The following is a 26,325-nucleotide window of genomic DNA, read 5'->3' as shown; positions in this document are numbered from 1 at the left end:
CAGGAGACCGAGCATGCAGATCGACCTGTCCGGCAAGAAGGCGGTGGTCACCGGGGCCGGCGCCGGTATCGGGCTCGCCGTGGTGCGGGCGCTCGCCGCCGCGGGCGCCGACGTCTACGGCGGCGCGCGGACCGTCAGCCCCGAGCTGAAGGAGGCCACCCCGCACACCCTCACCGTGGACCTGGTCACCGAGGAGGGGCCGCAGCTGCTGGTGGAGCGGGCGCTCACCGAGTTCGGCGGCATCGACATCCTGGTCAACAACGTCGGCGGCGGCGTCATGCTCGCCCCCGGCTTCCGGGACATCACCGACGACGTGTGGCGGCAGACATTCGAGCTGAACGTCATGACGACGATCCGGGCGACCCGGGCGGCGCTGCCGAGCCTCGTCGAGCGCAAGGGCACGATCGTCAACATCGGCTCGATGAACGGCACGATGGCCGACCCGCGGCTCGCGCACTACTCGGCCGCCAAGGCCGCCGTCGCCAACATCGGCAAGGCGCTGTCGGCGGAGTTCGCCGCCCAGGGCGTACGGGTCAACACCATCTCCCCCGGTCCGGTGAAGACCCGGCTGTGGACGAACCCGCACATCGCCGAGAAGGCCGGGATGACGCCGGACGAGTTCCTGGCGATGGTGCCGAAGATGGCTGGCCTGGCCACCGGCGAGATGATCGAGCCGGAGGAGATCGCCGCGCTGGTGGTCCTGTTCGCCTCGGGCCGGATCCGCAGCGTCACCGGGGTCGACCTGCCCATCGACGCCGGCATGGCACCCCCGTCCCGCTACCAACGCCCCAACTGACGGCCCACGAACACGGCCCCCGGCGCCCACGGGCGCTCGGGGGCCGCTCCACGTCCGGGGGAGTCAGGCGGGGGTGCGGAGGCGTTCGGCGTGGCGGACCAGGTCGGTGCCGTCCAGGACCGCGTCGGCCGGGCCGACCAGGTTGACGCGTCGGTTGAAGGCGCGGCCCAGTTCCAGGTCGTGCAGCACACCGCCGGAGAGGGCCGCCGAGATCAGGTCCTGGCGGGCCATCTCCGCCTTGTCCTCGTCCGGCACCGGCTGGCCGGTGATCCGGTAGATGCGGGCCCGGTCCATCGACGCCGACTCCCGGTAGACGGCGTCGGCCTCGCGGGCCGTCGCCGCGTCGTACGCCAGGGCCGTCGCCACCGGGTCGCCGCCGCCGACGTCCACCGCCTCGCCGGCGGCGAACGCGTACGTCAACGCCATCGCCGAGCCCCAGCCGTACGCGGGGTTGCTCGCGCAGAGCGAGTCGCCGGCCGAGAGCAGGCCCAGGACGACGGGCTGACCGTCGATCACGTACCGCCGGCGCAGGCTGCGGTTGCCCGCCATGACCTGCACACCTTCGAGCGGGGTGCCGTTGGCCGGGTCCACCCAGGGCGCCAGCGCCGGGATCCCCCGGGCCACCGCCTCCCAGATCGAGGTGTGCCGCAGCGCGCGGGCGTTGCGGTTGTCGGGGTGACACTCGAAGGAGAAGGCGTACGTGTCGTGGTCGCCCGGGAAGCCGATGAACCACCCGTCGGCGAACTCGCCCCGCAGGGTGGCCACCGAGGTCCGGGGCAGCTCGCAGGTGTCGGTGAAGCGGAAGTAGCGGCTGTAGTAGACGGTCTCGCAGTCCTGCACCTCGGTCGGCACCCGGATCCCCTCGGCCGCCAGCCAGCGGGACATCGGGGACCGCTGGCCGAGGCAGTCCAGCACGACGTCGGCGGTGAGCACGTCGCCGTCGGCCAGCCGCACCGAGGCGACCCGGGGCCCGGCGCTCGTCCAGTCGAAGCGCAGGCCGTTCACCACCGCCGGGCAGCGGAACTCGACGCCCGGCTCCTCCTCGGCGGTGAGCCGCAACGCCAGCTCGAAGACGGCCCGCCGCGCCCACACGTTGGTGAACGTGTCGTCGGCGGCCACCCACTGGTCCTCCGGGATGAGCCGCTTGAACAGGTTCATCTCCTCGACGCCGTTGGCCCGCAGCCGGGCCAGGACGTCGGGGGCGTGCCGCAGCAGCAGGTTGCGGGCGCGGGCGGAGAAGCCGTGCGGCAGCCGGAACTGCGGCACGCCGCGCCGGGGCCAGTGCAGGAACGGGTCCGCGGTGGGGTCCGCCGGCGGCGGGTCGCGTTCCACCACCGTCACCGGGTGCCCGCGCCGGGCGAGCGCGATCGCGGCGGCCGTGCCGGCGATGCCGCCACCGAGAACGAGGACGCGCTGGCTCATCGGCCCTCCCGCCTTCCCGTACGCGCGGTCACCGGCGCCACTGCACGACGTCGTCGAGCGGCTTGCGGCGCGCCGCGTTCGGCGGCACCGGCATCCGCTTGCTGCGGTCCTCGTGGCCGATCGTGATGATGCCGGTCAGCGACACGTCCGCCGGCAGGTCGACCACGTCGGCGAGCGCGCTCAGCTCGTCGGTGTAGACGGAGCTGACGAACCCGGTGCCGAGGCCCTCGTTGATGGCGGCGAGCTGGAGCAGCATGAACAGCGCGCCGCAGTCGAACCACCAGAACGGCACCGGCCAGGGGATCTCCGACCAGCCGGGGCGGACGTCCTCGCCGCCGTACCGCTCGTGGTAGGACGCCTCGCGGGTGGCGACGTAGATGTGCACCGGCGCGGACGCGATCCAGCGGGGGAAGCCCAGCTCCACGTAGCGGGCCTCGGCGATGTCGGCGGCCTTCTGCCGCAGCCCCGGGTCGGTGACGACGACCAGGCGGTACCCCTGGCTGAAGCCGGCGCTCGGCGCCCGCCGCACCGCGCCCACGATCCGGTCGAGTGCGTCGTCGGCGACGGGCTGGTCGGTGTAGCTGCGCACCATCTGGCGGCGGCGCAGCACGTCGGGAAAGTCCATGGAAACTCCCTCGGGGTCAGATCGCGAGCTGCACGTCGTACCGCCGCAGCCACGCGTCGAACTGCAGCACCATCTCGATGTTCATCCGGCTCACCCACTGGTGGGCGATCTCCGAGGGCCGGTCCAGGGTGGCCCGGACCGCGGGGAGGTCGAGCAGCGGCAGCGACGGCGAGGACGGGTCGTTCACCAGCGCCGACAGTTCGCCGCGGAGCATCTCGGCGTACGCCGGATCCTGGGTGACCGGCCACGGGCTCTTGGCGCGGTCGAGCACCGAGTGGGGCACCAGGTCGCGGGCGGCCGCGCGGAGCAGGCTCTTCTCGCGGCCGTCGAAGGTCTTGAGCCGCCACGGGGTGTTGTAGAGGTACTCGACGAGGCGGTGGTCGCCGTAGGGGACCCGCAGTTCGAGCGCGTTGGCCATGGCGAGTCGGTCGTCGCGGTCGAGCAGCATGGGCAGCCACCAGGTGAGGGTGACGTGGGTGATGCCCCGCATGAGCCGCTCGGTGTCGTCCTCGTCCCCGGTGTACGGCGCCGCCGTGAGGGCCGTCCGGTACTGGTCCCGGTAGTACGTGCCCAGGTCCAGCTTGGCCATGAAACCCGGGTCGAACAGGCCGCGGCCCTGACCGCGCGGCGACCCGGGCATGAGGTACTCCTTGGCCACCCAGGGGAACATGTCCGCGGCGAGGAGCTGCTGGTCGTACATCCAGCTGTAGCCGCCGAAGATCTCGTCGGCGACCTCGCCGCTCAGCGCGACCGTCGAGTGCTCCTTGATCCGGCGCGCGGTCAGGTAGTTCGACGTGTCCATGTCCCCGAGCGTGGTCGGCATGTCCTGCGCCCACAGGACGGCGTCGCGGGCGGCCCGGTCCATCAGGTCGCGGGTGTTGAGCTGGATGCGGACGTGCTCGGACTTGAGATGCCGGGCGACCTCGTCGGCGAACACCTCGTCCGGAGCGAAACGGACGTCGTCGGGCTGGAAGGACGTGGCGTAGTCGTCGAACGTGGTGACGAAGGTGCGGATCCGCTCGCCGTCGAGCTTCCAGCGCCAGTACGCGGCGATCGCCGAGACGGCGCTGGAGTCGACCCCGCCGGAGAGCGCGGTGCACAGCGGCACCTCCGACTCCAGCTCCCGCAGCACGATGTCGTGCAGCAACTCCCGGATGTGCCCGACCGTGCCGTCCAGGTCGTCGGTGTGCGGCCGGGCCTCCAGGGCCCAGTACCGCCGCTGCGCCATCCCGGCCCGGCTGATCGTCAGCGTGGTGCCGGGCAGCACCGCCCGCAGGTCACGGAAGACCGACATGCCGGGCCGCTTGGCGGTGGCGAACAGCTCCTGGAGGTTGTCGAGCCCCACCACCGGCCGGACGAGCGGGTTGGCCAGCAAGGCCTTCGGCTCCGAGCCGAACAGGATGCCCTCCGGGCGGCGGGCGTAGAAGAGCGGCTTCACGCCGAGCCGGTCGCGGACCAGCACCAGCTCCTGGCGGCGCAGGTCCCAGATGGCGAACGCGAAGATCCCCTCCAGCCGGGCCGCGCACTCCACGCCCCACTCCAGGTACGCCCGCAGGATCACCTCGGTGTCGCTGCGCGTACGGAACTCGTGCCCCCGCGCCCGCAGCTCCGTCCGCAGCTGCTTGAAGTTGTAGACCTCGCCGTTGTAGACGATCGTCGCGACCTCGCGGCCGTCCTGCTCGACGGTCAGCGGCTGCGCGCCGCCGGCCACGTCGATGATGGCGGTACGGGTGTGCCCGAGGGCGGCGTGCCCCCGGATCCAGACCCCGGAGTCGTCCACCCCGCGGTTGGTCAGGGTGTCCGTCATCGCCCGCAGTGTCGCGCGCTCCCCCGTCAGGTCACGCCCGAAGTCCACCCAGCCGACGATGCCGCACATGCGCATCACCCCTCGCCTCGCGTCCGACTACGCGTGAGCCTGCCGGGCGGCGTTCCACGCCACCTCGACGGCGACTCGACGGGAGGCGGTCGCAGATGATGTTCGGCCACGTGGTTTACCATTCGCTATACTCGGACAGGTGGCGGCTGAGGAGTGGGATGTCTACCTCGTTGACGAGGTCCGCGACTGGATCGACAGCCTGGATCCGGCCACCTACACACGAGTCGTGCAGGCGATCGACCTGCTGGCCGAGGCCGGTCCCGGGCTCGGCCGACCGTTGGTCGACACTATCCATGGATCGTCGATAGCCAACCTGAAGGAGCTTCGCCCCGGCACGGTTCGCATCCTGTTCGCCTTCGACCCGTGGCGTTCGAGCATCCTGCTCGTCGCCGGAGACAAGGCCGGACGGTGGAACGATTGGTACCGGGAAGCCATCCCCCTGGCTGAGCATCGCTACGAGATGTACCTGAAGGAGCGCGCCGAGAAGGAGGATGGGAGGCCATGAGCAGCTACAAGCGGTGGAAGGACATCCGCGCCGAATACGTCGAGCGGGCGGGCGGCGAGCAGGCGGTAGAGGCCGGCAAGCAGGAACTCGTTGCCACCGTGATCGGGCACCGCCTGGCCGAGGTTCGTCGTGCTCGCGGACTGACCCAGCAACAGGTCGCCGACCGCATGGGGGTCACCAAGGGCCGCGTCTCGCAGATCGAGCAGGGAAAGATCTCGGGCCAGGATGTGCTCGCCCGCTACGCTGCTGCCCTCGGCGGTCGCCTTCACCAGGCGATCTACTTCGACGACGGCGACATCGCGGCAATCGCGTAAGGCAGGACGTCGCCGACGGAGTGAGGTGACGGTGGGCAGGAGTCGACGGAGAGTATTCCGGTCAGGGGTCGAGCCAGGGTCGGCAGCGCCGGCGACGCACGAGCGGCTGTCGCTGCCGGAGTCGCGGATCGCCGAGCTTCAGCCGCGATACACGGCAACCGGGCGTACCAACACTTCGAGAACGCGAAGCGTCTGACCAATCCCACTTCGGAGACCTACGCGCAGATGAGTCGGCTCGTTGCCGAACCCGACACCTCTGCCTCTGACAGTCACGTCGGACGACCTAATGAGCCAACGAGGCCCACACTCGGCGGTAGCGATTCGGCAGCGGCGGGGGCAGAGGGGTCCGGACCCCATCCGCCCGTCCGACTACGGCAGGTTGTTGCGCCGGTCGATCGCCCGTTACTTCTGACGCTTCTCTGGAGGGACCGAAACCTTGGCCAGGCCCTGCACTGCCAGGGGATAGAACTTGTCGAAGAGTTCGAAGACCTCGTTGGCCTGCTCCAGGGTCAAGTCACTGTCGCTCGTGCCAGCAGGCCAGTCGTGTGATGACACATGGTATTCCGAGTCATTTGACATCATCTGCGCCTCCTTCTTGAGCTGTCCATCCTGCAAGTTTCACGCACACTTGGAGCCAGAGCAAGATCACCTATGCGTGAAGCTACGTATTAACTCTTCGCACGCACACAGTAGCAGTCCGTGTCAGGCTAGTCCACAAGGAACTCCTTTGGCGAGTCAAACTGGCTCGGGCGGCTCGATAGATGCATGAATTCCCACGTCCTAGCTAGGTATATGTAGCTAATGCAGGACGCGTTAACAATAGCAACCATCGTTAGCGCGCTCCATGCCAGGGAATCTATGCCCAGCACCTGAATACCGAAGAAGTTGTCCCACGCGAGGTGTGGCAACTGGGCCTTGTTAATCATGTAAAGCCCACTAGCGGCGATGGACGAGAGAACCGTCGTAACCAGAGAAAGGCGGGCGGCAAGAGTACCTTCAAGGAGGCGCCGCGGTTGACCGTCGAAGCCCAGCCATGCGGCAGCTATAGCTGGAAAAACGAGGAGGAACGCCGGCACGTCGGTGCCGGGATCAGTCTTCCTCGACGCAACGAAGCCGATAAGCCAAATCAGCAAGGCGGCAGCCGACGCCGTAATAACCGCACGAAAAACCGATCCTGGCGGCACCTCGTAGAAACGGAACCGAACTTCCGGGACCTGCGTTCCCTCCTTGAGGTCTTCCCGAGGCTCCGGAAAGAACCTGGTATAGAAATGCGCATACCGTTGACCGGCCCGCCGCTGGAATCGGTAATACGGTGGCGGAGTTGTGAGTCGCGCCGCACGTGCGATGGGCTGCGAATCGCCCTCCGCCGCCGATTTGGCGAGACGGTTCCAGTGGGCAGTGAAGTACGGAATGAGAGCAGGCGCCTCCTGAACGCCCACGAAGACCTTGTCTTCAGCGTCCACAACCAGGTGGTAGCTTTGAGTCGTCCATGCATTATCAAGTGAAACAGAGAAGTCCACCGGCCTCGATCCAAAGAACAGGCGCGCTCTTGCCTTAAACCACGCAAGGACGCCCTCTTTCAGGGGAGCGAGTTCGAGAGTCGGCGTCATCAATCTTTCGTAGGAGATGACGAATCTGCCGTCCGGCGGGCACGGAACAGCAGCTACCACCGCGTAGTGAGATGTGAGCTTGGTGATGAGTTGCGCCGCCAGCGTCAAGGCCCCCTTGTTGGCTACCTCGCCGTTCGTGTCGCCAGCACCGAGGAGGCGAATGGCGTCAGCTCCTGAATTGCTCTCATATCTGCCGTCCGGGGCTGCACGTTGCATCGCGTCGGCCAACGCCATGATCTCAGCCTCGATCGCCTCACTCTGAGCACCTTCTGAAATGTCGCGGCCGTAGGAGATGTCCAGCAATGTCCTGAGAGCCTCTGCAACGAGTTGCAGATACTGCCGGTAGGAGAGGGTTGGGAGAGCGCTTCCGTCACTTGCAAGGATGCGCAAGTTGTCTACCATCTCACCCTTACGGGGAACCAGGATCGGAAACAGTATCACTTGCTCGCTTGCACGCGTAGACTCAGCCGAGACTGCGGATATTTCCTGGCTCGCCGTCGCAGTCCTTTGCTGGGGCGCACTCGTGGTGCGCACATGACCATTGAGAAGATCTCGGGGATTGAGGATCTGCCGCAGTTCGCGCCCAGGAATCTGTGCGTCGATGGTGACACGTTGAACCAACGTGCGCTGGCCCGGCTCATACCGTTCTGTTATCCGCTGACGGTAGGCCGCAGGGTAGATGATCGCTCTCGTAAAGACCCTGAGGCGCACAGCGTCCGCCTCGCTCAATTTGGCGCTCGCCCTGCTTTGACCCGCACTCCTCTGGAGCACATACGCCTGGTTGCCTGGGAGCTGCCACACCCTGGTACGGCGGTGCGACTGCCATTGCGGCCGGTAGTAGCGCCGCCGAAAATGCCAAACTAGCAACAGGACGAGCAGCACGAGCGCAAGTGCCCGACTCGTCCATTTTACCCCTGCGCCCCAAACGGGAGGCGTGCCAGCAACCAGAAAGACCAACAGGCCGACAAGCATGGCCGAGATGGCGAAGGTCGATGACGGCGACGGGAGTGGATTGCCGGTGTAGGCGTTTTCGCTTGCGCTGTACTGTTGGGCGTTACGGGTGCCATCGGCCTTGACCGACGTCTGCTTCAAGCCTGTAACCACATCCACCTCCACCCATCCGGCACACAATATGAACGCTCTTGCAATGCCACCTGAGACTGGGCGTGAACGCGGTCACACTGAAGGTAACTGTCGTTAAGGCGACAGTCCTAGCAGCTAGCTTGCGCTAGAGGGGAAACGAAAGTCGGCAGCGTAAGGCTCTTGGCCCAGTCCGTCAGACCGTTCGGTGATTGAAGAGCGCCGCTTCGTACATGGCGATATAGGTCCAAGCGTCAACGAGGTAAGGTCGTTGTTGACCGGCCCGCCGGCTCCTCGGCCGGCGGAGCGGCGGAACGAGTCCTCTCCTTGGAGCAAGCGCAATGGTCCCATCGGTGGATCCCCGCTTCGGCGTAGCACTACGCGAATCTCGTGAGCGACGCGGACTGTCCCTGCGGTCCCTCGGCCAGCTGGCCCACCGAAGCAAGAGCCACCTGCACGAGTTGGAGATCGGACTCAAGGCTCCGACCGTCGACACCGCTCGCCACCTGGATCAGGTGCTCGACGCGGGCGGTGCGCTCGCTCGCCTCGTTGAGGTGCCCGTCGACCACGCCGCCGAGGCCACCGAGCTACGTCTGAGAGTCACCGCCAGCGATGTCAGCGGAGACGTCCTCGACCGGATTGAGCAGGGCGTCGACGACCTCGCCAGCGCCTACCCGACCCTGGCACCGGCCGACCTGCTGCCGCTGGTACGACGGCACCTCGCGTACGTGGTGCGTCTACTCGACGGGCGCGTCACGCTCGCCCAGCAGCGCCGCCTCCTGGTCGCCGGCGGCTGGCTCGCAGTGCTACGGGCCACCGTTCACATCGACCTACAGCAACGAGCAGCGGCGAGGGCGCATCTGAAGGCCGCTCTCGACCTTGCCAATCATGCCGAGCACGCTGAGATCCAGGGATGGTGCCTGGAGACCCGCGCCTGGGATGTGCTCACCCAGGGCGACTACCGCAAGGCGCTCGGCCTCTCCCTTGAGGCCCAACAGGTCGCCCCGAAGGGCAGCTCCGCCCATATTCAGGCCACCGCCCAGGAGGCGCGCGCGTGGGCGCGGATGGGTGACGTTCGTGCGACCCGCCACGCGCTGGACCGAGTGGAACGGCTGACCGCGAACCTGCCGGTTCCCGAGCGGGCCGAACACCACTATCGCTACGACCCGGCGAAGGCCGCCGCCTATACGGCGACGACGTTGGCGTGGGCGGGTGACCCGGGTGCGGAGCAGGTCGCTCGGGCCGTACTCGCTGATCTGGACCCGGACGGGGACGGTGGGGCACGACCCCGCCGGTCCGCGTCGGCGCGCCTGGACCTGGGCCTTGCCCTGGTTGCCGCGGGCCAGCTCGACGAGGCGACCGCTCTGGGCGCGGAGGCTGTCTCGTCCGGGCGGGTCGTGCCCTCGAACTGGTGGCGGGCGGCCGAACTGTTGGCGAAGGTGGAACGGGCCGGCGTGCCGGAGGCAGCGGCCCTGCGCGAGCTGTGCACCGAGTATGGGCCGCGCCGTCAGTCAACAGCGGACGGGACAGCCAGTTAGCGGACAGTCACGGTCTGGATCGACACTCCACGTGGGGTGACGCTGTCCTCCTTGGACGAGGCGCGGGACGCAGAATGCCATCCGTCGGCAGCGGATCCGCACCTTCCGAACGGAGGGAGCGGAACCGTGAAGGCGTTCATCGGGCTGCTGCGACGACTCGCCAGGTGGCTCTTTCCGTCGGTGCCGGTCACCTCCGGCACCGGACAGCGCATCCAGGCACGTGAGCAGGAGGCGGCCCGACAGCGCCTGCTGGGACAGGCACGCAAAACGTCGCAACGATCCGGGACGGATGGTGAGCCGGCTGATCGCATGCCAACGGCACGGTCCGTGGAGCGGGGCGCGTGACCACCCACGGGCCGGTGCTGCCGATTTGGAGCTGCGGGGGCTGCGGCGCTCCGTGGCCGTGCCCCACCCGCCGGCGGGAGCTGCGAGCCGAGTACGCGGACGCTCCGGTGTCCCTGGCCCTCTACCTGGGAGCGCAGCTCGTCCGCGCCACCGAGGACCTGACCTGGGTGCCCGCCGGCACGCTGCACCGGCGGTTCCTCGGCTGGCTCCGGTGAGCATCCTTCGCCCCGGGGACGAGAAGTTCCACTACAGCGACGGCTCGCACAAGTGGATCCCGCCGGACCCCGACTACGACCAGGAGGTCTGGAACGAGCAGGTCCGCCAGCACAAGCAGGGTCACCTGAGGAACGAGCAGCCCAAGGTGCGCATTCAGCGCCTCATCTGAGCTCCCGATCATGGCCCAGCGACGTGCATGCCTGGCTGTGCCCCGGGCACAGTCAAGGGGGTGGCCGGCTGCTGCCGGCTCGACCTACTGTCGCACGATGACCGACGGGAATCGGGTACGGCAGCTTCGGCTGGTCGTGGAGGCCGAGGACTACGCCGAGGCGGTGGCGTTCTACCGGGACGTGTTGGGCCTGCCTGAGCAGGCGGCTTTCGAAGGTGAGGGCGATGCCCGCGTGGTGATCCTCGACGCCGGTCGAGCCACGTTGGAGATCGCCAACCCGGCGCAGAAGCGGATGATCGACGACGTGGAGGTGGGCCGTCAGATCGCGCCCCGCATCCGCGTCGCGTTCGAAGTCGACGACACCGCTGCACGTACGCGGGAGGCGACCACGGCCGGTGCCACCGAGCTCGCCCCGCCCACGGTCACGCCGTGGCGCTCGCTCAACGCCCGCCTGGAGGCACCGGCCGGACTCCAGATCACCCTGTTCCAGGAGTTGGAGCCGCTGGCCGAGCGGGAGACCCGCCCCGGCTTCGGCACCGGAGCCGCACGTCACGCCGACTGAAGTCTCTGTCGAGGCCTCAGTTGTGGTCGGTGTGCGGTGGGGTGCCGGGGGTCTGGCCGGGCTCGGTGACGACGAACTGGCCCATCATGCCCTTGTCCTCGTGCAGCAGCAGGTGGCAGTGGTACATGAAGGGGACGTTGCGGTCGGCGTACTCGCTGAACCGCACCGCCAGCCGCATCGGCACCTCGGGCGTCGTGTAGACGGTGTCCTTCCAGCCGGCCAGCTCCGGCGGCGGCGCGACGCCGTTGACCGAGAGCACCTGGAACTGCGTGCCGTGCACGTGGAAGTTGTGCGGCTTCGGGAACGGGCTGATGACGTCCCACACCTCGGTGGTGCCGCGAACGACTCCGAAGTCGATGCGGTTCATGTCCATGGCCAGGCCGTTGATCTGGGTGGTGCCGGCCAGTTCGAAGCGGCGGGTGGCCGGTGCGGTGGCGTCCACGCCCAGGCGGGGCGGGTCGGCCAGGGTGGCGGCCGGCTCGGGCGACGGGCTGAGCTGGTCGGCGGCCCGCAGTTCGAGGACGTCGAACCGGTCGTCGCCGCCGGTGATCCGGCTGTTGATCGGGTCGAGGCCGAGCGCCGGCGGGTAGCTGCGCAGCACGATCCGCTCCCCCTGGCGTGCGGTGACGACGATCTCGGCCCGCTCGCCCGGGGAGAGCTGGACGCGCTCGGTGGTGTGCGGGGCGGGCAGCAGACCGCCGTCGGTGCCAACCAGCGCGAACGGCCGGTCGTCGGAGAGCCCGAAGTTGTAGACGCGGGCCGGGGAGGCGTTGACCAGGCGCAGCCGCACCCGCTCGGTCGTCACCGTGAAGTACGGCCCGACGGTGCCGTTGACCAGCAGGGTGTCGCCGAGGATCCCGACGTCGGCGATCCGCGAGTAGCCCTCGTCGAGCTGGTTGTCGTCGTCGAGGTTGACGTCCTGCACGATGACCGGGACGTCGTCGACGCCGTACCGGGAGGGCAGGCGGGCGGCCGAGGCGGCCGGCTCGTCCACGATGAACAGCCCGGCCATGCCCCGGTAGACGTGGTGGGCGGTGCGGCCGTGCGGGTGCGGGTGGTACCACAGCGTCGCGGCCGGCTGGTCGATCTTCCACGTCGGCGACCAGGTCTCGCCGCTTCGGATCGGCTGGTGCGGGCCACCGTCCATCGCGGCCGGCAGGTGCATGCCGTGCCAGTGGACGGTGGTGGTCTCGGGCAGGTCGTTGCGGACGTTGACGAGTACCGTCTCGCCGCGGGTCGCCCGCAGCGTCGGGCCGAGGTGCCCGCGGTCGAAGCCCCACGTCGTCGTGGCCCGGCCGGACTTCAGCCGACGTTCACCGGCGGTGGCGGTCAGGTCGAACACGCGCCGCCCGCCCTCCTGGCGGCCGGTGAGCAGCGGTGGGATGGCTAGCGGGTTGGTGAAGTCGACCTCGCCGACGGTGTCGACGTCGCTGACCGCGTACCAGATGCCGAAGCCGGCGCCACTTACGGCCAGGACGGCCGGCACGCCGATCAGGCCCGCCTTCAGGATGCGGCGCCGGGTGGATCGGCGGCGGCCGGCCGTCTCGGCCGGTGGGGTCGCCTGGGCGGGGGTGTCCTGCGGGGAACTCGCCAGCAACGGTGTCTCCATCGTGAGGCGGCCGAGGGGCCGGTGACAGGGCCGGACGGGCGCGACCGCGGTGCACCCGGCAGACTACCGGCCGGGTGCACCGCGGTCCGTACGCTACGTGCGGATGAGATTACTCGACGCGAATGGATTGGGTGGGGCACCCGCGTACCGCGATCCGTACATCCTCGTGAAGTTCGGCCGGCGGTTCGGGGTCGAGCACCTCGACCTGGCCCTCCTCGTCCTGGTCGAAGACCTCCGGCGCCTGGTAGACGCAGAGGCTGCTCACCGCGCAGGTCTCCTTGGTCGCAAACACACGCATGATGACCACCGATCGCCGTGTCGTCCGGTCCGTCGCGGCCGGCGTCCACCGGAGCCCGCCGCGCGCGCCCGATCGTGCGACAGGAGACTCGAGAGCCGGTACAGCCGCGCGTCGAGCGGCGTTCCAAGGCGGGCCGGCACCATCGGGGGCGTCCTCCGTCCGCGCCCCGAAGGGAGCCGCCCGATGACGGGTACGGTCACCGCGTCCCCCGCTCGCCTGCTCCGCCTCGGCAACGCCTTCTGCGAGTCACAGGCGCTGCTGACGGCGGTCGAGCTGGACCTGTTCCGTACGCTGCGGGACTCCCCCGCCACCGGCGGGGAGATCCGCGACCGGCTGGGGCTGCACGGGCGTGGGCTGGACGACTTCCTGAACCTGCTGGTGGCGCTCGACCTGCTGTACGTCGAGGACGGCCGCTACCACAACGCCGACGACGTCGACCGGTTCCTCACCGGCCGGGGGCCCGAGGACGTGACCGGGTTCCTGCGCGGCGCCAAGGCCAACCTGTACCCGGTGTGGAACGGCCTGACCGAGACGCTGCGGACCGGGCGGCCGCGCACGCCGGCGGAGGACTTCGCCGGCATGCTCGCCGACCCGGCCGGGCTCCGGCGGTACGCGCACATGATGGACGGTGTGCTGCGCCCGCTGATCCCGCGGCTGCTGGACGCGATCGACTGGTCGGCGTACGGCTCGGTGCTCGACGTGGGCGGCTGCCGGGGCAGTCTGGTCGGCCAACTCGTCCTGGCGCACCCCAACCTGGCCGGGCACGTGTTCGACCTGCCGCAGCTCGGTCCGGTCTTCGCCGAGCACATGGCCGAACTGGGCACCGCCGACCGGGTGCGCTTCCACGCCGGCAACTTCTTCGCCGATCCGCTGCCGCCCGCCGACGTGGTCGTGTTCGGGCACATCCTGCACAACTGGCGGCCCTGGCAGCGCGAGGAGCTGGTCTGGGCCGCGTACCGGGCGGTCCGGCCGGGCGGTGTGCTGCTGGTGCACGACCGGATGCTCGACGAGCACGCACCCCGCGTCGACAACCTGGTGGCGAGCCTCATCATGGCCCTGGTCACCGAGGAGGGCTCGGAATACCCGGTCGGCGAACTGGCCAGCTACGCAAAGGCAGCAGGCTTCACGTCAATACGCCAGCAACCCTTGGACGACAACGAAACCCTGGTGATCTGCCACCACCCAGCCTGACCCCGCCCCCGTCCCCGCGCCCCGCCCCACCACATCCGCGATCTTGCAGTTTCGGCCCTTCTTTTGTCGCTTGTGCGGCCTTTGCCGGGGCAGAAAGTGCAAGATCGCGGGAGAGGTGGGGCGGGGTTGACGCACGCAGGAGGCCGGGGTGCGCCGCTCGCGGCGTACCCCGGCCTCGGGACGGTCAGGCGGCCTTGCGGGCCACGACCAGGGTGTCGTCGTCGCCCAGCAGGCGGTCCTCGATCTTGGCGAAGCCGGCGGCCTCGGCGTGCTCGCGCAGCTCGCCCACCGTGTACTCGGAGCCGCCGTCGGTGACCAGCAGCATGTCCAGGCTGATCACCAGGTTCTCCACCCGGCTGGAGGGGCGGTCGAGCATCCGGTCGTACACGAGCAGGACGCCGCCCGGGTTGACCGCGTGGAACGCCTTCTCCACCAGGAACTTCCGCTGGTCGCGGTCCCAGTCGTGCAGCACGTGCCCCATCACCACGATGTCCGCGCGGGGCAGCGGGTTCTCGAAGAAGCTGCCGCCGTGGAACGTCAGCCGGTCGGTGAGGCCCTTCTCGGCGGCCTGCTCGGTGAAGAACGGCTCCATCTGCGGCAGGTCGAAGACGTGCCCGGCCAGGTTGGGGTGCGCGGTGACGATCTGCGCCGCCAGGCTGCCCCGGCAGCCGCCCACGTCGAGCACCGAGCCGTAGTCCGACCACTCGCCGAACGCCTCGATCAGCTGCGGCCCGAGGACCCGGGTCAGCGCGTCCATGGAGTGGATGAACTGCTTGAGGATCTGCGGGTTCTCCACCACCGCCTCGAAGCTGCTACCGGACTGCGGCTGCCCGGTACGCAGCGCCTCGCCCAGGCGACCCCACGCCGGGTACAGGTTGCGGTTGGACCGCTCGATGAAGCCGCCGATGTACGACTCCTCGCCGCGCACCAGGAACCGGTCCGCGCCCGGGCCGTTGCGGTAGCGGCCGTCCGCCCGTTCCAGCAGGCACAGCTCGACCAGCAGGTCGAGCCAGTCGGACAGGCCGCGGCCGTGCAGGCCGAGCTTGCTCCGGGTCTCCTCGACGCTGGCCGGGCCCTCCCGCAGCGTGGTGAAGAGGCCGAGTTCCACCGCCGTCAGCAGCGCCTTGGCGTCGCAGAAGGAGTTGGCCAGCCGCAGGATGCCGGCCGGCCGGCTGGTGTCTGTCGCTGTCGTGGTCACTGAAACCGCCCGCCTTTACGCTCGAACGCCGACGTCGATCTTCTTCATGGACCACCGGGCGATCTTGAGGGACATCTCGATCGCCTCGGTGGCGTACCGCACCATCTCGGCCTGGTAACCGGCCACCGCCTCGGCCAGGGGCGCCTCGCCCCGGGCGACGGCCGTCAACGCCCGGCACAACGCGCTCGCGTCGCGCAGGGCCGTGTTCGCGCCCACTCCCCCGGTCGGCGGCATCAGGTGCACCGCGTCGCCGAGGGGGATCACCGGGCCGGGCTCCCACGCCCGCACCGGCACCGTCGCCCGCAGCGCGAGCGGGTACGTCTCCGCGGGCTGCGCGTGGGCGAAGACGCCGCGCAGATCCGGGTGCCAGTCGACGGTACGGTCGAGCACCAGCCGGCACAGCTGCTCGCCGGTGAGCCCGAAGAACGCCTCGTCGTCCAGGCCGAGCAGGTCCTTGTGGACGCTGAAGACGGACATGTAGTAGTCCTCGGACACGCCCAGGTCCAGCCCCGGCCACAGCTCCTCGGCGGCCCGCGCCGGCGGCGTCCGGAACACCATCGGCATGAGGGCGAGCCGCAGCCCGTCCGGCGCGGTCACGTTGACGAACCGGTCGCGCAGGGACTCCGGCAGGCCCGCCTCGATCGCCGCCGCCCGGGGCGTACGGGACAGGATCGCCCGTACGCCGAGATCCTGGGTGGTGTCGTCCGGGCGGAGCTGGGCGCGGACGGCGGAGTGCGCCCCGTCGGCCGCCACCAGGATGTCCCCGACCGCGTGGTCGCCGTCGGCGAAGTGCGCCACCAGCTCGCCGCCGACCTCCTCGTAGCGGACGAACCGCTTGCCGAAGCACACCACGTCGTCCAGGCCGGCGAGCAGCACCCGGCGCAGCGTCGCCCGGTCGACCGCGTCGATCTTGTCCGGCGCGTCGCCGCGCGGGTCGTCGAAGGTCGGCGCGGGCAGCGGGTTGAGCCGTTCGTCGAACGCCACCAGGCCGAGCTGGTGCCGGTCGTTGGCGGTGGCGGTGAGCAGGTCCTGCGCCCGCCGGGGCAGGCACTCCCGCAACGCCGCCTCACCCTCGGGGCTGATCCGCAGCCGGTACCCCTGCATGCGGCCCTCGGCCGAGGCGTCCCGCTCGAAGACCGTCACGTCGGCGACGCCGGCCTGGCGCAGCCCCTGCGCGAGGCAGAGCCCGCCGACGCCGCCACCGACGACGAGGACCCGCGGCCGGCGGCCGTTCTGGCTTCCCATCGCGCCGTCAGCCCAGGACCACGGCGGCGATCCGGTCGAGGTGGTCCGGATCGGCCGTGCAGGACAGGATCAGCAGCTCGTCGCAGGCGTTGGCCGCGTACCCGTCGACCACGTCGCGGAGCTTGCCCTCGTCGGTGATGGCGCCCTTCGCGAGGTGCTCGACCATCTGGCCCATGTAGGCGTAGTAGCTGTGCATGTGCTCCAGGGCGAGCTGCTGCCCGTCCGGCCCGAGCGACACGTAGAGGTTGGCCCCCATCCGCGGCTCGCCCTCGCGCTTCTCCTCGGCCCACAGCTCCTTGACCTTGGTGACCAGCTCCGGGTACTTGTGCGGCGGGCCGCCCGGGGAGATCCACCCGATGCCGTAGCGGGCCGCCCGGCGCAGGCCGGCCGGCGAGTGCCCGCCCACCCAGATCGGGATGTCGCCGTTGGTGGGTCGCGGCCCGACCCCAGGCACCGGCCCGGCGCCCTGCCAGACCTGGCGGAGCTCCTCGAGCATCGCGTCGAGCCGCCGGCCACGGGTGTGGAAGTCGGTGCCGGTGGCGGCGTAGTCGTCCTCCCGCATACCGGCGGACACGCCGAGGATCAGCCGGCCCTCGGAGAGCCGGTCGAGGCTGGCGAGCTGCTTGGCCAGCTCCACCGGGCTGGGCCGGTACGCGGCCAGCAGGATGCCGGTGACCAGCTTGATCCGCTCGGTCACCGCCGCGGCGGCGGCCAGCGAGACGATGCCGTCGTAGTTGTCGTACACGACGCGGTCGGCGACGGTCAGGCTGTGGAAGCCGAGCCGCTCGGCCCGCCGGGCGAACTCGATCAGTTGTCGTCCCTGCGCGCCGGGGATGGTCGTCGGCAGGCAGACTCCGATATCCATTGCGGACTCCCTGGGATTCACCGGTCGGGTTTCCTGCCGAGCGTCCGGGCGCCCGGCGGCACCGCCCTCCTCCCGAGCGGCGGTGCGGCCACTGTGGCCGGGCGCACCGGAGGGCCGGTCGAGCGACGGTCGACCTCAGGTCGGGCACGGCGCCGCCGGGGCCGGACGGTCCCGCCGCCCTGCGGCGGTGCGGCCGCGCTCGACACCCCCTCGAGGCGGGTCGTGTCCGATGGAGGTCGCGCGCCAGCGCCGAATGTCCGTGAGCTGCGCACCGGCGGTGCCAGCCGTACCGGCGGAGGGATGCCCCCTGAAACTCGGAGCGATCATTGAATGGGCGGACGACCTCGCGGAGTTCCGGAGTGTCGTCCGACTGGCCGATGACCTCGGATACGACGTCATCGGGGTCGGCGACACGCCGGCCCGCGCCTACGAGATGTACGTGTCGCTGACCGTCGCTGCGTGCGAGACGCGGCGGGCGACGCTCACGCCGATGGTGACGACCCCGTTCTTCCGTCACCCGGCGGCGACCGCCACGGCGATCTCGACCCTGCACGAGGTGACCGGCGGCCGCACGATGCTCGCGGTCGGCAACGGCGGCAGCGTCCGGCGGGTGGTCGGCCGCTCCCCGGTCGCCACCCCGCACGAGCTGCGCGACTACGTGACCGCCGTCCGGGCCGTACTGCGCGGCGACTCGGCCCGGGTCGACGGCTTCGACACCGAACCGCTGGAGCGGGTGCGCGACGTGCCGGTGCTGGTCGCCGCCGACTACCCGAAGAGCCTGCGGCTCGCCGGCGAGCTGGCCGACGGGGTGGTCACCACGGTCGGCATGTCCACCGAGCGGGTGGCCCGCAAGGTCGCCCAGGTCCGGGCGGCCGCCGAGGCCGCCGGCCGGGACCCGGACGCCGTCCAGGTGTGGGGCTTCAGCTTCATCTCCGTCAAGGACAGCCGGGCCGAGGCGAACGCCGAGATCGGCGCGGCGCTCGCCTCCGACGTGGCGCTGCGGTTGAAGTCGCCGCACATGCGCTCCACCGTTCCGCCCGAGCTGCTGCCCGCGGTGGAGGAGATGGAGCGGCGCTACGACGTGTGGGACCACACGGTCGGCGGCAAGAACGCGCGGCTGCTGGAGGAGCTGGGCCTGGTCGACCTCGCGCTGGAGATGACCGGCGTGACCGGCACCGTCGCCGAGGTGGGCGCGCACCTGCGCCGGCTGGAGGAGGTCGGGGTGTCGGGCGTCCTGGCGGCCCTGCCGCCGCTGGTGGACCCGAAGGGGCTGCTCCGCCGGCTCCGCCAGGCCGCCGACACCTGACCGGCGCCGCGCCGCCGGACCGGCCCGCACACGAGATCGCCCCACCTCCGCGGAGGTGGGGCGATCCGCCGTCGGGCCGCCGGTTACCGGCGCTTCAGCCCCAGCCGCGGTTCGAGAGCCAGGTAGAGGCCTTCCACCGCGTTGTCCGGGTTGAACGGGGACTGTTTCATCTCGTGGACCCGGTTGAGGTTGTTCAGCGGGTTCGGGTCGCCGCTGGTGTCGCCCTGGAGGTGCGACTGGACCAGCTTGTACGCGTTCTCGGCGTCGTTGAGGTCGGCGATGCCGGTGATGATCCGGTCGAACGCCGCCTGGAGGTGCAGCCGGTCCCGCTCGTCGCTGGTGAGCCGCTGCGCGTTGTAGAAGTGGTAGTCCTTGCCGCGGTAGCTGTCGTAGAACACCGACACGAGCACCAGCAGCCGCTCGTACGCGTGCCGGTAGACGGTCTGGTAGAACCGCGCCGCCTGGTCCTCGGTGACCTCGCCGCGCAGCACGCTGGAGATGCTGGCCGCGGCGAGCATGCCGCTGTAGGTGGCGAGGTGCACGCCGGTGGACAGCAGCGGGTCCAGGAAGCACGCCGCGTCGCCCGAGAGCAGGTAGCCGGGCCCGGCGAAGGTTTCCGACACGTACGAGTAGTCCTGCTCGACCTTCATGTCGGCGACCTGCTCGGCGCTGTCGAGCATCTCCAGCACGGTCGGGCACTGCGCCAGCGCCTCGTCGTAGACGGCCTGGATGCTGCCCAGCCGCTGCCGGCTGTCGTTGAACAGGTCCCGGCCGGTCACCAGTCCGACGCTGAGCGTCCCGTCGTGCAGCGGGATGGCCCAGAACCAGCCGTTGGGCACCGAGCAGACGGCGATGGCGCCGTCCGGTCCCTTGCCCAGCGGCCGGGCGCCCTTCCAGTACGACCAGGCGGCGACGTTGCGGAACACGTCGTGGAAGCGGCGGCTGCGCAGGTACCGGGTGGCCAGCACGCCACCGCGCCCGGACGCGTCGACCAGCTGGTCGAAGACGATCCGGCCACCCTTGTCGGCGTCCTTCGTCTCCTGCCAGTTGGCGGCGACCGCCCGGTCGCCGTCGAACTCGATGTCGCGGACGGTGATCCCCTCCACGACCTCGACGCCGAGGGACCGTGCGTGGTCGAGCAGGAGCTGGTCGAACTCGCTGCGGATCACCTGGAAGGCGTTGGTGTTGTCGGAGCCCTGGTCGGTGAAGCGCACCTCCCACTCCTCCGGCCCCCAGGCGAAGTACGCGCCGCCCTTCGGCTGGAAACCGTGCGCCTCGATCTTGTCCCAGACGCCCAGCTTCTCGAAGATCGGGCGACAGGACGGCAGGATCGACTCCCCGATGTGGTACCGGGGGAAGCGGTCCCGCTCCAGCAGAGTGACCTGGAAGCCCTCCTGGGCCAGCAGGCCGGCCGTGGTGGAGCCCGCCGGGCCGCCACCGATGACAAGAATCTGGGTTGATTCGCGCATACCGCCAGCATGATGATCGCCGATGGGTGTCCGGTCGATCGCGGGTCGAGGCGTCAGGCTCACGCCGCCACGTCCGGGCCGCGCAGCGGGATGCCGTGCTCCTGCGCGCGCAACCGCTCCTCGGCGGTCTGCTCGACCCGCCGCATGCTGAGCCGCAGCAGCGGCGGCGCCATCATCGAGGTGGCCACCGCCACCAGCACCAGGATCGTGTACGTCTCGACGCCGAGTACACCGAGACGCAGCCCCACCATGGCGATGATGATCTCGATGACGCCGCGCGCGTTCATGCCGGCGCCCAGGGCCAGGGACTCCCAGTGCCCGAGCCGGCTCATCCGGGCGCCCACGTACGCGCCGACGAACTTGCCGGTGACCGCCACGGCCAGGACGGCCAGCGCGGAGAGCAGGACCGACGGGCGGGCCAGCACGGTGACGTCCATCCGCAGGCCGGCGATGGCGAAGAAGAGCGGGGCGAGTACGGCCATGACGACGGTCCGCAGTGGCCGCAGCCGCGACCGGTCGAGGGCGCCGGAGCTGCCGATCACGATGCCGCACACCAGCGCGCCGAACACCGCCTCCAGGTGCAGCAGGTGCGTGGCGGCGGCGGCGAGGACCACCAGGACGACCACCGTCGTCACGGTCACCGCCTCCCCGTCGTCGCCGTCGGCGCGCGCGGCGGTGCGCAACGCCCGGCGGACCAGCGGGCGGGCCAGCACGGCCAGCACGAGGATGGCGATCAGGGCCACCACGGAGAACGCGATGCCGCCGGCCCGGACGCCGGTCGTCGCCATCGCGGAGACGACGGAGAGCAGCATCCAGCCGACGATGTCGTCGACGGTGACCGCGCAGAGGATCAGCTGCCCGACGTTGCGGTGCACCAGCCGCAGCTCGGTCAGGGTCTTGGCGATGACCGGGATGGCGCTGACCCCCATCGCCACGGCGAGGAAGAGGGCGAAGGTGATCTCGTCCACCCCGTCGGGTATCAGCGACGCGGGCAGGGCGAGCCCGGTGAGCACGCCGAGGGCGACCGGCAGGAGCACGCCGGCGGCACTGATCCGGGCGGCGGTCACCCCGCGGCGGCGGACCAGATCCAGATCGATGTGGATTCCGGTGAGCCCGACCAGCAGCAGGACGCCGACCTGGCCGACCGCGTCGAGCAGGTTGATCTGGGCGGCCGAGTGCGGCAGCAACCAGTCGCCGAGGCCGGGCAGGTGACCGAGAAGGCTGGGCCCGAGCAGGACGCCGGCGCAGAGCTCACCGGCGACCGCCGAGAGGCCGAGCCGTTGGGCCAGCCGGCCGAGCAGCAGCGCGGCCAGCAGGAGCAGTCCCACCTGGAAGAGGAACCGTTCGAGGTCCGCCGCGGAGATGAGTCCGAGCGGCGCGGTGGCCAGGGTCATGTCGTCCTCCCGTTGGTGTCACGGTCACCGGACCCCGCCGCCCATGCGGGAACAGCCTTACCGCGCGCGGAGCGCGGTAAGGCTGTCCGCGGAGGAGCGTGTCAGAGGCAGGGGCCCTCGTAGGCGCCGATGTTCGGCGTGGTGCCGGTGACCTCGTTGCCCCAGAAGTCGCGGCCGCCGTTGTCCGGGACGGCCACGCCGGCGTCGATGGCCGGCGAGCCGCACCGGAGCCGGAAACCGGCCGGCCGGTCGGTGGTCGGGTTGCGGAACAGCGGGTCGGCGTTCACCGCGTTGGTGGTGTTGACCGCCACGGCGGTGACGTTCTGGTACAGGTTGTGGTCGTAGACGCCCACCGGGTCGTCGATCCGCGCGCCGGTCGCCTTGCCGGAGAAGATGTTGTTGGTGAAGGCGATCGAGGTGTGCGGGAACGCGCCGGCCAGGTTCTCCGCGTTCGGCGCGTAGATCGTGTTGTTGTAGAACTTCGAGTTGGTGATCCCGTTGTCGCAGCCCGCCGCGACCACCGGGATGATGAAGCCGTCGAGGTTCACGTCCTTGTCGTTGTCGCTGATGTTGTAGCGGATGACCGCTCCGTCGGCGTACGACCCGGACGACGCGCAGAACAGGATGAACGGCCCGTTGTTGTCGTGGCTGTAGTTGTACTGGTAGAGCGGGTCCTTGGTGCCGGCGTCCACGGTGAGCGAGAACGACGGCGGGAAGGCGGCGCCGCCGGTGATCTCGTTGTGCTCCAGCACCGGGCGGTCGGAGTTGTACGCGAGGATCGCGGCGTGCGACTGGGCGGCCCGCAGGCCGAAGCCGTCGATCTTGTTGCGCGCGGTCCGCGAGTCGACGCCGTTCATCACAAGAATGCCGTCGCCGCCCAGGTTGGACAGGGTGTTGCGGAGGAACTTCACGTTCGTCATCGGCATGAAGTGGTTGCGCCCAGCGGGGAACATGTCCCGCTTGGACCAGCTGGAGAGCGTGCCGATACCGACGTTGTCGACGCCGCTCACGACGCTGTCGGTCACCCGGATCCCGTCGAACGTGGTCGGCACCGAGTCACCGGTCGCCTCGAAGAGGACACCGCCGCTGTTCTCCAGGGCCGGGTCCAGGCAGTCGCAGCCGGGCACGTCGTGGACGTAGACGTTCTCCACCACGTAGTGCTTGCCGGTGCCGAAGTTCTCCAGCAGCACGTAGATGCCGACCCGGGCGGTCCCGTCGACCGGGCCCGGGTTGGTGACCTCCAGGTCCCGGATCTCCCAGCCCTGCACGTTGCGCAGGAACACCGCCGCCCGGGTGCCCGGCGCGACGATCTTCGGTCGGACCCCGGTGCCGTACGCCCCGACCTTGATCGGCGCCGCGGCGGTGCCCGACCCCTTCGGCTCCAGCACCCCCTGGCAGGTGGTGCCGCGGAGGAAGAGGATCGAGTCGCCCGGGCCGAACGTGGCCTTGTTGACCCGCGCCAGCGTGCGCCAGGCGGTCGTCGGCTTGGTGCCGTCGGCCGAGTCGTTGCCCGCCACGCAGTCGACGTGGTACGTCCGGGCCTGCCAGGTGCTGGCGTTGGCGGGCGAGGCGGGGGTGACCGCCGCCGCCAGGCTCGCGCTCAGGGCGACCATGAGTATCCGACCTCCGATTCGACGTACGCCGCGGAGACGTGTTCGGGAACGGCCAGGGGTATCTGTCATGACGGGACTCCAATGGCTGTGCCCGGCCCGCCCCTGAGCTGCGGGGACGAGGGCCGGTGCGGACGGGCGGTAGCCCGTCCATGGTGGATTTCCCGCCTCGATCTGGGCTCGACGGCTGGGATTCCCCCTCGTCCGTCGCTACACCGCCCACCCCTGCCGTCGCCACGCTGCGTCCGCGAACTCCCACTCACAGCGAGCACCAGTCAAGAACCACTCGACGAGCCGGGTCCGATTCCCGTCACCGCCCGCCTCGACGACCTCGTCGACCATCGCCAGCCAGGCGGCGACGTAGTCGGCGAACCCGTCGTACGCCAGGTACTGCTCGATCCACGGCCCGTACCGCGACGAGCGGTCGGCGCGTCGCCGCAGGTCGTCGGAGACGAGCAGGTGGAACCAGCTCATCGGCAGCAGCGCGCCGACGCCCGCCGCGAACGACGTCACCGGCGCCGCGAGCATGACCGACGTGTACGCGTGCACCGCCGGCCCGGGGCCGGCCGGCGCCGAGCCGGCGGTCCGGCCGAGCGTCTCCGCCAGCCGGCCCAACTCCCGGTCCAGCCGGGGCAGCGAGCCCACCGTGGCCTGCGCCGCCCCGGCCAGCAGGCCGGCGTGCTCCATCCGGTCGGCGCCCGCCGCGCACCGGGCCAGCGCCCGCGCGTACGCCGGGACGACGTACCGGGCGTCCTGCTCGGCGAACCACCACAGCGCCTCCGGCGGGAGCGTCCCGTCGCGCAGCCCCGCCCAGAACGGGTGAGCGGTCACCCGCTCCACCAGCGGCACCGCGAGCGCCGCCAGCTCGTCCTGGGGCCGCGCCCGGGTCGCCGGCCCGGCCGTCACGTCGCCGCCGGGATCAGCCGCTCGGCGCCGGACACCTCGGCGAGCACGTCGGTCAGCACCTTCTCCGGCTCGCCGGAGCCCTCGACGCTGCGCCAGGCCACGAACGCGTCCGGCCGCACCAGCACGGCGCCGCGCGGGGAGACACCGAACGCGACCGCCCAGTCGGCGCCGGTCGTGGTGACGTCGCCGCCCGGGCCGACGCGTACCGACCGCAGCGGCACCGAGGTCTGCGCCGCCAGGCGGGTCGCCGCCTCGTGCCAGCCGTCGTCCTCCGCACCGCTGAGCAGCACGAACGAGTCCCAGAACAGGTCGATCGTGGACAGCTCCCGCGTGCCCTCGCGCAGCCACAGGTGCGGCGCCCGGGTGCCCGGCTCGCCGGCCAGGGTCAACGGCGCGGTCAGCACCGGCGGGTGGTCGTCGGCGAGCACCGCCGCGGACCGGTAGCGGTAGCCGAGGGTGATGATGATGTCGTCGACCATCTCCTTCTCCGGGCGGCCGTCGCTCTGCCCGTGCCGGATCCGGTTGCGGACCATGGCCTGCTCCGCCATCGCCGAGCCCACCGCGTGCCGCTCCTGGTGGTACGTGTCCAGCAGCGCGGAGCTGCCCCACCCGTGCAGTTCGGCAGCCAGCTTCCACGCCAGGTTGTGCGCGTCGTGGATGCCGGTGTTGGCGCCGAACCCGCCGGCCGGCGGGTGCACGTGGGCCGCGTCGCCGGCCAGGAAGACCCGGCCGACCCGGAACCGGTCCGCGACCAGCTGCGAGCCCTCCCACGGCACCTTGGCCATCACCTCGACCGCCATGTCGGGCTTGCCGGCGGCCTCCCGGACGATCCGCACGCAGCGCTCGTCGGTGAAGTCCTCCGGGGACTCCCCCCGGTCGGGGTGGTAGACCGGCGCGGCCAGCCACGGGTCGCAGCCGTGCAGCCGGGACAGCCCGGTCATCGTCCCGCCCACCGTGGCGTAGCAGAGGATGAACGGCCGGTCGGCGAGGATCTGCTCCAGCTCGGGGGCGCGGAAGTAGATGCTCAGCGCGTGGAACACCGAGCCGCGACCGGAGCGCCCGACGCCCAGCAGCCCCCGCACCGAACTGCCGGCACCGTCGGCGCCGACCAGGTACCGCGCCCGGATCGTCCGCTCGGCGCCGCTCTCGTCGGTCACCGTCGCGGTCACGCCGTCCTCGTCCTGCTCGACGGCGGTCAGCCGGGCGCCGAAGCGGATCTCCGAGCCGAACTCCTGCGCCTTGGCCGCCAGCACCACCTCGTAGCGGTCCTGGCCGCACCCCATCACCCGCTCCGGGCTAATCTCCGGACCGTCCAGCGACGGCGCCTCCAGCACCTGCGCGTTCGCGATGTCGGAGTACGTGCTGACCCGCAGGATCCCGCCCTCGAAGTAGCGGTGCGAGTCGCCGATCTCCAGCGCCCGGATGTCCGGGCCGATGCCGGCGGCACGGAACAGCTCCATGGTGCGCGCCTGCAGGCCCGGGGCGCGGGGCAGCCGGGACGTGTTGGGCCGCTTCTCCACCACCAGGGTGGGCACACCGTGCCGGCCGAGGAAGACCGCCGTGGACAGGCCCACCGGGCCGGCGCCCACGATCAGTACCGGTACCTCTTCGTCGTACATCCTGCTCCTCCTGGGCTCGTCGGCTCAGCTCGCCCGGGCCACCGGGCCGCGCGCGGCCGCCGCGGCCTCGACCAGCCCCTTGATCCGGTTCATCTGGATCACCGTGTTGCGGTTCAGGTGCGCGGTCATCGCGTCGTCGTCGACCGGCGCCTGCGGCTTCATGTGGAAGTCCTGCACCCAGCGCATCCGCACCCCGCCGTCGACCTCGGTGTACGTCCAGTGGATGTTCATGTACTCGAACGGGCCGGTCTCGATCCGGTGGGCCCGGACCTCGCGGCGCTCCCGGTCGACGGTGCGCTTCGACACCCAGCTCCACACCGTGCCGTCCTCGTCGGGGTGCATGGTGAGCCGGAACGTGACGCTGTCGCCGTCCCGTTCGAGGATCTCCGCGGCGGCGTACTCGCTGAACAGCTGCGGCCACGACGCCACGTCGTTGGTCATGTCCCACACCACGTCCATCGGCGCGTCGATGACGATCGCGTTGTCCGTGTGTCCTGCCATGGTGCTGTCTCTCCTCACTCGACACCGGCCCGGGCTTCCACCCGGCCGGCCGCTCC

At 70.5% G+C, this 26,325-nt stretch carries 25 protein-coding genes; 10 read left to right on the top strand and 15 right to left on the bottom strand.

Going from position 1 to position 26,325, the window contains the following annotated elements:
* Positions 1-13: 13 nt before the first annotated feature.
* The gene (locus tag HCJ94_RS15570) at positions 14-796 is read left to right on the top strand and encodes an SDR family NAD(P)-dependent oxidoreductase (RefSeq protein WP_168001738.1); all 783 of its coding nucleotides are present in this window, start codon (positions 14-16) and stop codon (positions 794-796) included.
* 63 nt (positions 797-859) lie between these two features.
* Here the strand turns inward: HCJ94_RS15570 and HCJ94_RS15565 are convergent, their stop codons facing one another.
* From HCJ94_RS15565 to asnB, 3 genes are read right to left on the bottom strand one after another with little or no spacing between them, the layout of a single operon-like run.
* Positions 860-2,218, bottom strand: coding sequence for an NAD(P)/FAD-dependent oxidoreductase (locus HCJ94_RS15565; RefSeq protein ID WP_168001737.1), 1,359 nt, complete (start codon positions 2,216-2,218; stop codon positions 860-862).
* A gap of 28 nt (positions 2,219-2,246) precedes the next feature.
* Positions 2,247-2,843 carry a nitroreductase family protein gene (locus tag HCJ94_RS15560; RefSeq protein ID WP_168001736.1) on the bottom strand — a complete coding sequence of 199 codons (597 nt, stop codon included), beginning with the start codon at positions 2,841-2,843 and terminating at the stop codon, positions 2,247-2,249.
* A 16-nt stretch (positions 2,844-2,859) separates the two neighbouring features.
* The gene (asnB, locus tag HCJ94_RS15555; protein ID WP_168001735.1) at positions 2,860-4,719 is read right to left on the bottom strand and encodes an asparagine synthase (glutamine-hydrolyzing); all 1,860 of its coding nucleotides are present in this window, start codon (positions 4,717-4,719) and stop codon (positions 2,860-2,862) included.
* A gap of 139 nt (positions 4,720-4,858) precedes the next feature.
* Here asnB and HCJ94_RS15550 point away from each other — a divergent pair, with 139 nt between their 5' ends.
* The gene (locus HCJ94_RS15550; protein WP_168001734.1) at positions 4,859-5,224 is read left to right on the top strand and encodes a type II toxin-antitoxin system RelE/ParE family toxin; all 366 of its coding nucleotides are present in this window, start codon (positions 4,859-4,861) and stop codon (positions 5,222-5,224) included.
* Positions 5,221-5,538 (top strand): helix-turn-helix domain-containing protein, encoded by a 318-nt coding sequence (locus HCJ94_RS15545; RefSeq protein ID WP_168001733.1) that lies wholly within the window; start codon positions 5,221-5,223, stop codon positions 5,536-5,538. Before HCJ94_RS15550 ends, HCJ94_RS15545 begins: the two co-directional genes overlap by 4 nt.
* A 707-nt stretch (positions 5,539-6,245) precedes the next feature.
* Here the strand turns inward: HCJ94_RS15545 and HCJ94_RS15540 are convergent.
* A complete protein-coding gene (locus HCJ94_RS15540; protein ID WP_168001732.1) occupies positions 6,246-8,264 on the bottom strand; it encodes a hypothetical protein in 2,019 nt (672 codons plus the stop codon).
* 305 nt (positions 8,265-8,569) lie between these two features.
* Here HCJ94_RS15540 and HCJ94_RS15535 point away from each other — a divergent pair, with 305 nt between their 5' ends.
* The 5 genes from HCJ94_RS15535 to HCJ94_RS15515 all read left to right on the top strand — a co-directional run bounded on the left by HCJ94_RS15535 (position 8,570) and on the right by HCJ94_RS15515 (position 11,058).
* Positions 8,570-9,766, top strand: coding sequence for a helix-turn-helix domain-containing protein (locus HCJ94_RS15535; RefSeq protein ID WP_168001731.1), 1,197 nt, complete (start codon positions 8,570-8,572; stop codon positions 9,764-9,766).
* A 126-nt stretch (positions 9,767-9,892) separates the two neighbouring features.
* A complete protein-coding gene (locus tag HCJ94_RS15530) occupies positions 9,893-10,111 on the top strand; it encodes a hypothetical protein (protein WP_168001730.1) in 219 nt (72 codons plus the stop codon).
* Positions 10,108-10,326: a hypothetical protein gene (locus tag HCJ94_RS15525; protein ID WP_168001729.1), complete on the top strand. Its 219-nt coding sequence runs from the start codon at positions 10,108-10,110 to the stop codon at positions 10,324-10,326. Before HCJ94_RS15530 ends, HCJ94_RS15525 begins: the two co-directional genes overlap by 4 nt.
* Positions 10,323-10,496 carry a hypothetical protein gene (locus tag HCJ94_RS15520; RefSeq protein WP_168001728.1) on the top strand — a complete coding sequence of 58 codons (174 nt, stop codon included), beginning with the start codon at positions 10,323-10,325 and terminating at the stop codon, positions 10,494-10,496. Before HCJ94_RS15525 ends, HCJ94_RS15520 begins: the two co-directional genes overlap by 4 nt.
* 97 nt (positions 10,497-10,593) lie before the next feature.
* Entirely contained in the window at positions 10,594-11,058 is a 465-nt protein-coding gene (locus HCJ94_RS15515; protein WP_168001727.1) for a VOC family protein, read from the top strand.
* A gap of 16 nt (positions 11,059-11,074) precedes the next feature.
* Here the strand turns inward: HCJ94_RS15515 and HCJ94_RS15510 are convergent, their stop codons facing one another.
* Complete coding sequence (locus tag HCJ94_RS15510; protein WP_205801338.1) at positions 11,075-12,655, bottom strand: multicopper oxidase family protein; 1,581 nt, start codon at positions 12,653-12,655, stop codon at positions 11,075-11,077.
* A gap of 121 nt (positions 12,656-12,776) precedes the next feature.
* Positions 12,777-12,965, bottom strand: coding sequence for a ferredoxin (locus HCJ94_RS15505; RefSeq protein ID WP_168001726.1), 189 nt, complete (start codon positions 12,963-12,965; stop codon positions 12,777-12,779).
* Between the two features lie 183 nt (positions 12,966-13,148).
* Here HCJ94_RS15505 and HCJ94_RS15500 point away from each other — a divergent pair, with 183 nt between their 5' ends.
* On the top strand, positions 13,149-14,156 hold the full coding sequence (locus HCJ94_RS15500; protein WP_168001725.1) for a methyltransferase: 1,008 nt from the start codon (positions 13,149-13,151) through the stop codon (positions 14,154-14,156).
* A 184-nt stretch (positions 14,157-14,340) separates the two neighbouring features.
* On the opposite strand, the gene HCJ94_RS15495 is transcribed toward HCJ94_RS15500, so the two are convergent.
* The 3 genes from HCJ94_RS15495 to HCJ94_RS15485 are packed head-to-tail and all read right to left on the bottom strand — an operon-like array spanning position 14,341 to position 17,464.
* Positions 14,341-15,354: a methyltransferase gene (locus HCJ94_RS15495; RefSeq protein ID WP_168001724.1), complete on the bottom strand. Its 1,014-nt coding sequence runs from the start codon at positions 15,352-15,354 to the stop codon at positions 14,341-14,343.
* A gap of 15 nt (positions 15,355-15,369) precedes the next feature.
* Complete coding sequence (locus HCJ94_RS15490; RefSeq protein WP_168001723.1) at positions 15,370-16,599, bottom strand: FAD-dependent oxidoreductase; 1,230 nt, start codon at positions 16,597-16,599, stop codon at positions 15,370-15,372.
* Positions 16,600-16,606: 7 nt separating this feature from the next.
* Complete coding sequence (locus HCJ94_RS15485) at positions 16,607-17,464, bottom strand: LLM class flavin-dependent oxidoreductase (protein WP_168001722.1); 858 nt, start codon at positions 17,462-17,464, stop codon at positions 16,607-16,609.
* A 277-nt stretch (positions 17,465-17,741) separates the two neighbouring features.
* Here HCJ94_RS15485 and HCJ94_RS15480 point away from each other — a divergent pair, with 277 nt between their 5' ends.
* A complete protein-coding gene (locus HCJ94_RS15480) occupies positions 17,742-18,770 on the top strand; it encodes an LLM class flavin-dependent oxidoreductase (protein WP_168001721.1) in 1,029 nt (342 codons plus the stop codon).
* A gap of 83 nt (positions 18,771-18,853) precedes the next feature.
* On the opposite strand, the gene HCJ94_RS15475 is transcribed toward HCJ94_RS15480, so the two are convergent.
* The 6 genes from HCJ94_RS15475 to HCJ94_RS15450 all read right to left on the bottom strand — a co-directional run bounded on the left by HCJ94_RS15475 (position 18,854) and on the right by HCJ94_RS15450 (position 26,269).
* Positions 18,854-20,239: an NAD(P)/FAD-dependent oxidoreductase gene (locus HCJ94_RS15475; RefSeq protein ID WP_168001720.1), complete on the bottom strand. Its 1,386-nt coding sequence runs from the start codon at positions 20,237-20,239 to the stop codon at positions 18,854-18,856.
* Positions 20,240-20,298: 59 nt separating this feature from the next.
* Positions 20,299-21,633: a cation:proton antiporter gene (locus HCJ94_RS15470; RefSeq protein ID WP_168001719.1), complete on the bottom strand. Its 1,335-nt coding sequence runs from the start codon at positions 21,631-21,633 to the stop codon at positions 20,299-20,301.
* Between the two features lie 101 nt (positions 21,634-21,734).
* Positions 21,735-23,246 (bottom strand): right-handed parallel beta-helix repeat-containing protein, encoded by a 1,512-nt coding sequence (locus tag HCJ94_RS15465; RefSeq protein WP_168001718.1) that lies wholly within the window; start codon positions 23,244-23,246, stop codon positions 21,735-21,737.
* Positions 23,247-23,453: 207 nt separating this feature from the next.
* A complete protein-coding gene (locus HCJ94_RS15460; RefSeq protein WP_168001717.1) occupies positions 23,454-24,149 on the bottom strand; it encodes a TenA family protein in 696 nt (231 codons plus the stop codon).
* Positions 24,146-25,768 (bottom strand): FAD-dependent monooxygenase, encoded by a 1,623-nt coding sequence (locus HCJ94_RS15455; protein WP_168001716.1) that lies wholly within the window; start codon positions 25,766-25,768, stop codon positions 24,146-24,148. Before HCJ94_RS15455 ends, HCJ94_RS15460 begins: the two co-directional genes overlap by 4 nt.
* 24 nt (positions 25,769-25,792) lie before the next feature.
* A complete protein-coding gene (locus tag HCJ94_RS15450; protein WP_168001715.1) occupies positions 25,793-26,269 on the bottom strand; it encodes an SRPBCC family protein in 477 nt (158 codons plus the stop codon).
* Positions 26,270-26,325: the final 56 nt, after the last annotated feature.

It is taken from the genome of Micromonospora thermarum, assembly GCF_012034245.1.
GTDB classification, from domain to species: domain Bacteria; phylum Actinomycetota; class Actinomycetes; order Mycobacteriales; family Micromonosporaceae; genus Micromonospora; species Micromonospora thermarum.
Note: the sequence above shows the minus strand (reverse complement) of the source record. Positions and strands in the feature narration are given on the sequence as shown.

Excerpts from the sequence above, each read along its gene's own strand:
- HCJ94_RS15490 (WP_168001723.1), bottom strand. The coding sequence starts at position 16,599 with ATGGGAAGCCAGAACGGCCGCCGGCCGCGGGTCCTCGTCGTCGGTGGC.
- HCJ94_RS15545 (WP_168001733.1), top strand. The coding sequence starts at position 5,221 with ATGAGCAGCTACAAGCGGTGGAAGGACATCCGCGCCGAATACGTCGAG.
- HCJ94_RS15450 (WP_168001715.1), bottom strand. The coding sequence starts at position 26,269 with ATGGCAGGACACACGGACAACGCGATCGTCATCGACGCGCCGATGGAC.
- HCJ94_RS15485 (WP_168001722.1), bottom strand. The coding sequence starts at position 17,464 with ATGGATATCGGAGTCTGCCTGCCGACGACCATCCCCGGCGCGCAGGGA.
- HCJ94_RS15455 (WP_168001716.1), bottom strand. The coding sequence starts at position 25,768 with ATGTACGACGAAGAGGTACCGGTACTGATCGTGGGCGCCGGCCCGGTG.
- HCJ94_RS15465 (WP_168001718.1), bottom strand. The coding sequence starts at position 23,246 with ATGGTCGCCCTGAGCGCGAGCCTGGCGGCGGCGGTCACCCCCGCCTCG.
- HCJ94_RS15505 (WP_168001726.1), bottom strand. The coding sequence starts at position 12,965 with ATGCGTGTGTTTGCGACCAAGGAGACCTGCGCGGTGAGCAGCCTCTGC.
- HCJ94_RS15535 (WP_168001731.1), top strand. The coding sequence starts at position 8,570 with ATGGTCCCATCGGTGGATCCCCGCTTCGGCGTAGCACTACGCGAATCT.
- HCJ94_RS15475 (WP_168001720.1), bottom strand. The coding sequence starts at position 20,239 with ATGCGCGAATCAACCCAGATTCTTGTCATCGGTGGCGGCCCGGCGGGC.
- HCJ94_RS15560 (WP_168001736.1), bottom strand. The coding sequence starts at position 2,843 with ATGGACTTTCCCGACGTGCTGCGCCGCCGCCAGATGGTGCGCAGCTAC.
- HCJ94_RS15570 (WP_168001738.1), top strand. The coding sequence starts at position 14 with ATGCAGATCGACCTGTCCGGCAAGAAGGCGGTGGTCACCGGGGCCGGC.
- HCJ94_RS15470 (WP_168001719.1), bottom strand. The coding sequence starts at position 21,633 with ATGACCCTGGCCACCGCGCCGCTCGGACTCATCTCCGCGGCGGACCTC.
- HCJ94_RS15500 (WP_168001725.1), top strand. The coding sequence starts at position 13,149 with ATGACGGGTACGGTCACCGCGTCCCCCGCTCGCCTGCTCCGCCTCGGC.
- HCJ94_RS15515 (WP_168001727.1), top strand. The coding sequence starts at position 10,594 with ATGACCGACGGGAATCGGGTACGGCAGCTTCGGCTGGTCGTGGAGGCC.
- HCJ94_RS15565 (WP_168001737.1), bottom strand. The coding sequence starts at position 2,218 with ATGAGCCAGCGCGTCCTCGTTCTCGGTGGCGGCATCGCCGGCACGGCC.
- asnB (WP_168001735.1), bottom strand. The coding sequence starts at position 4,719 with ATGTGCGGCATCGTCGGCTGGGTGGACTTCGGGCGTGACCTGACGGGG.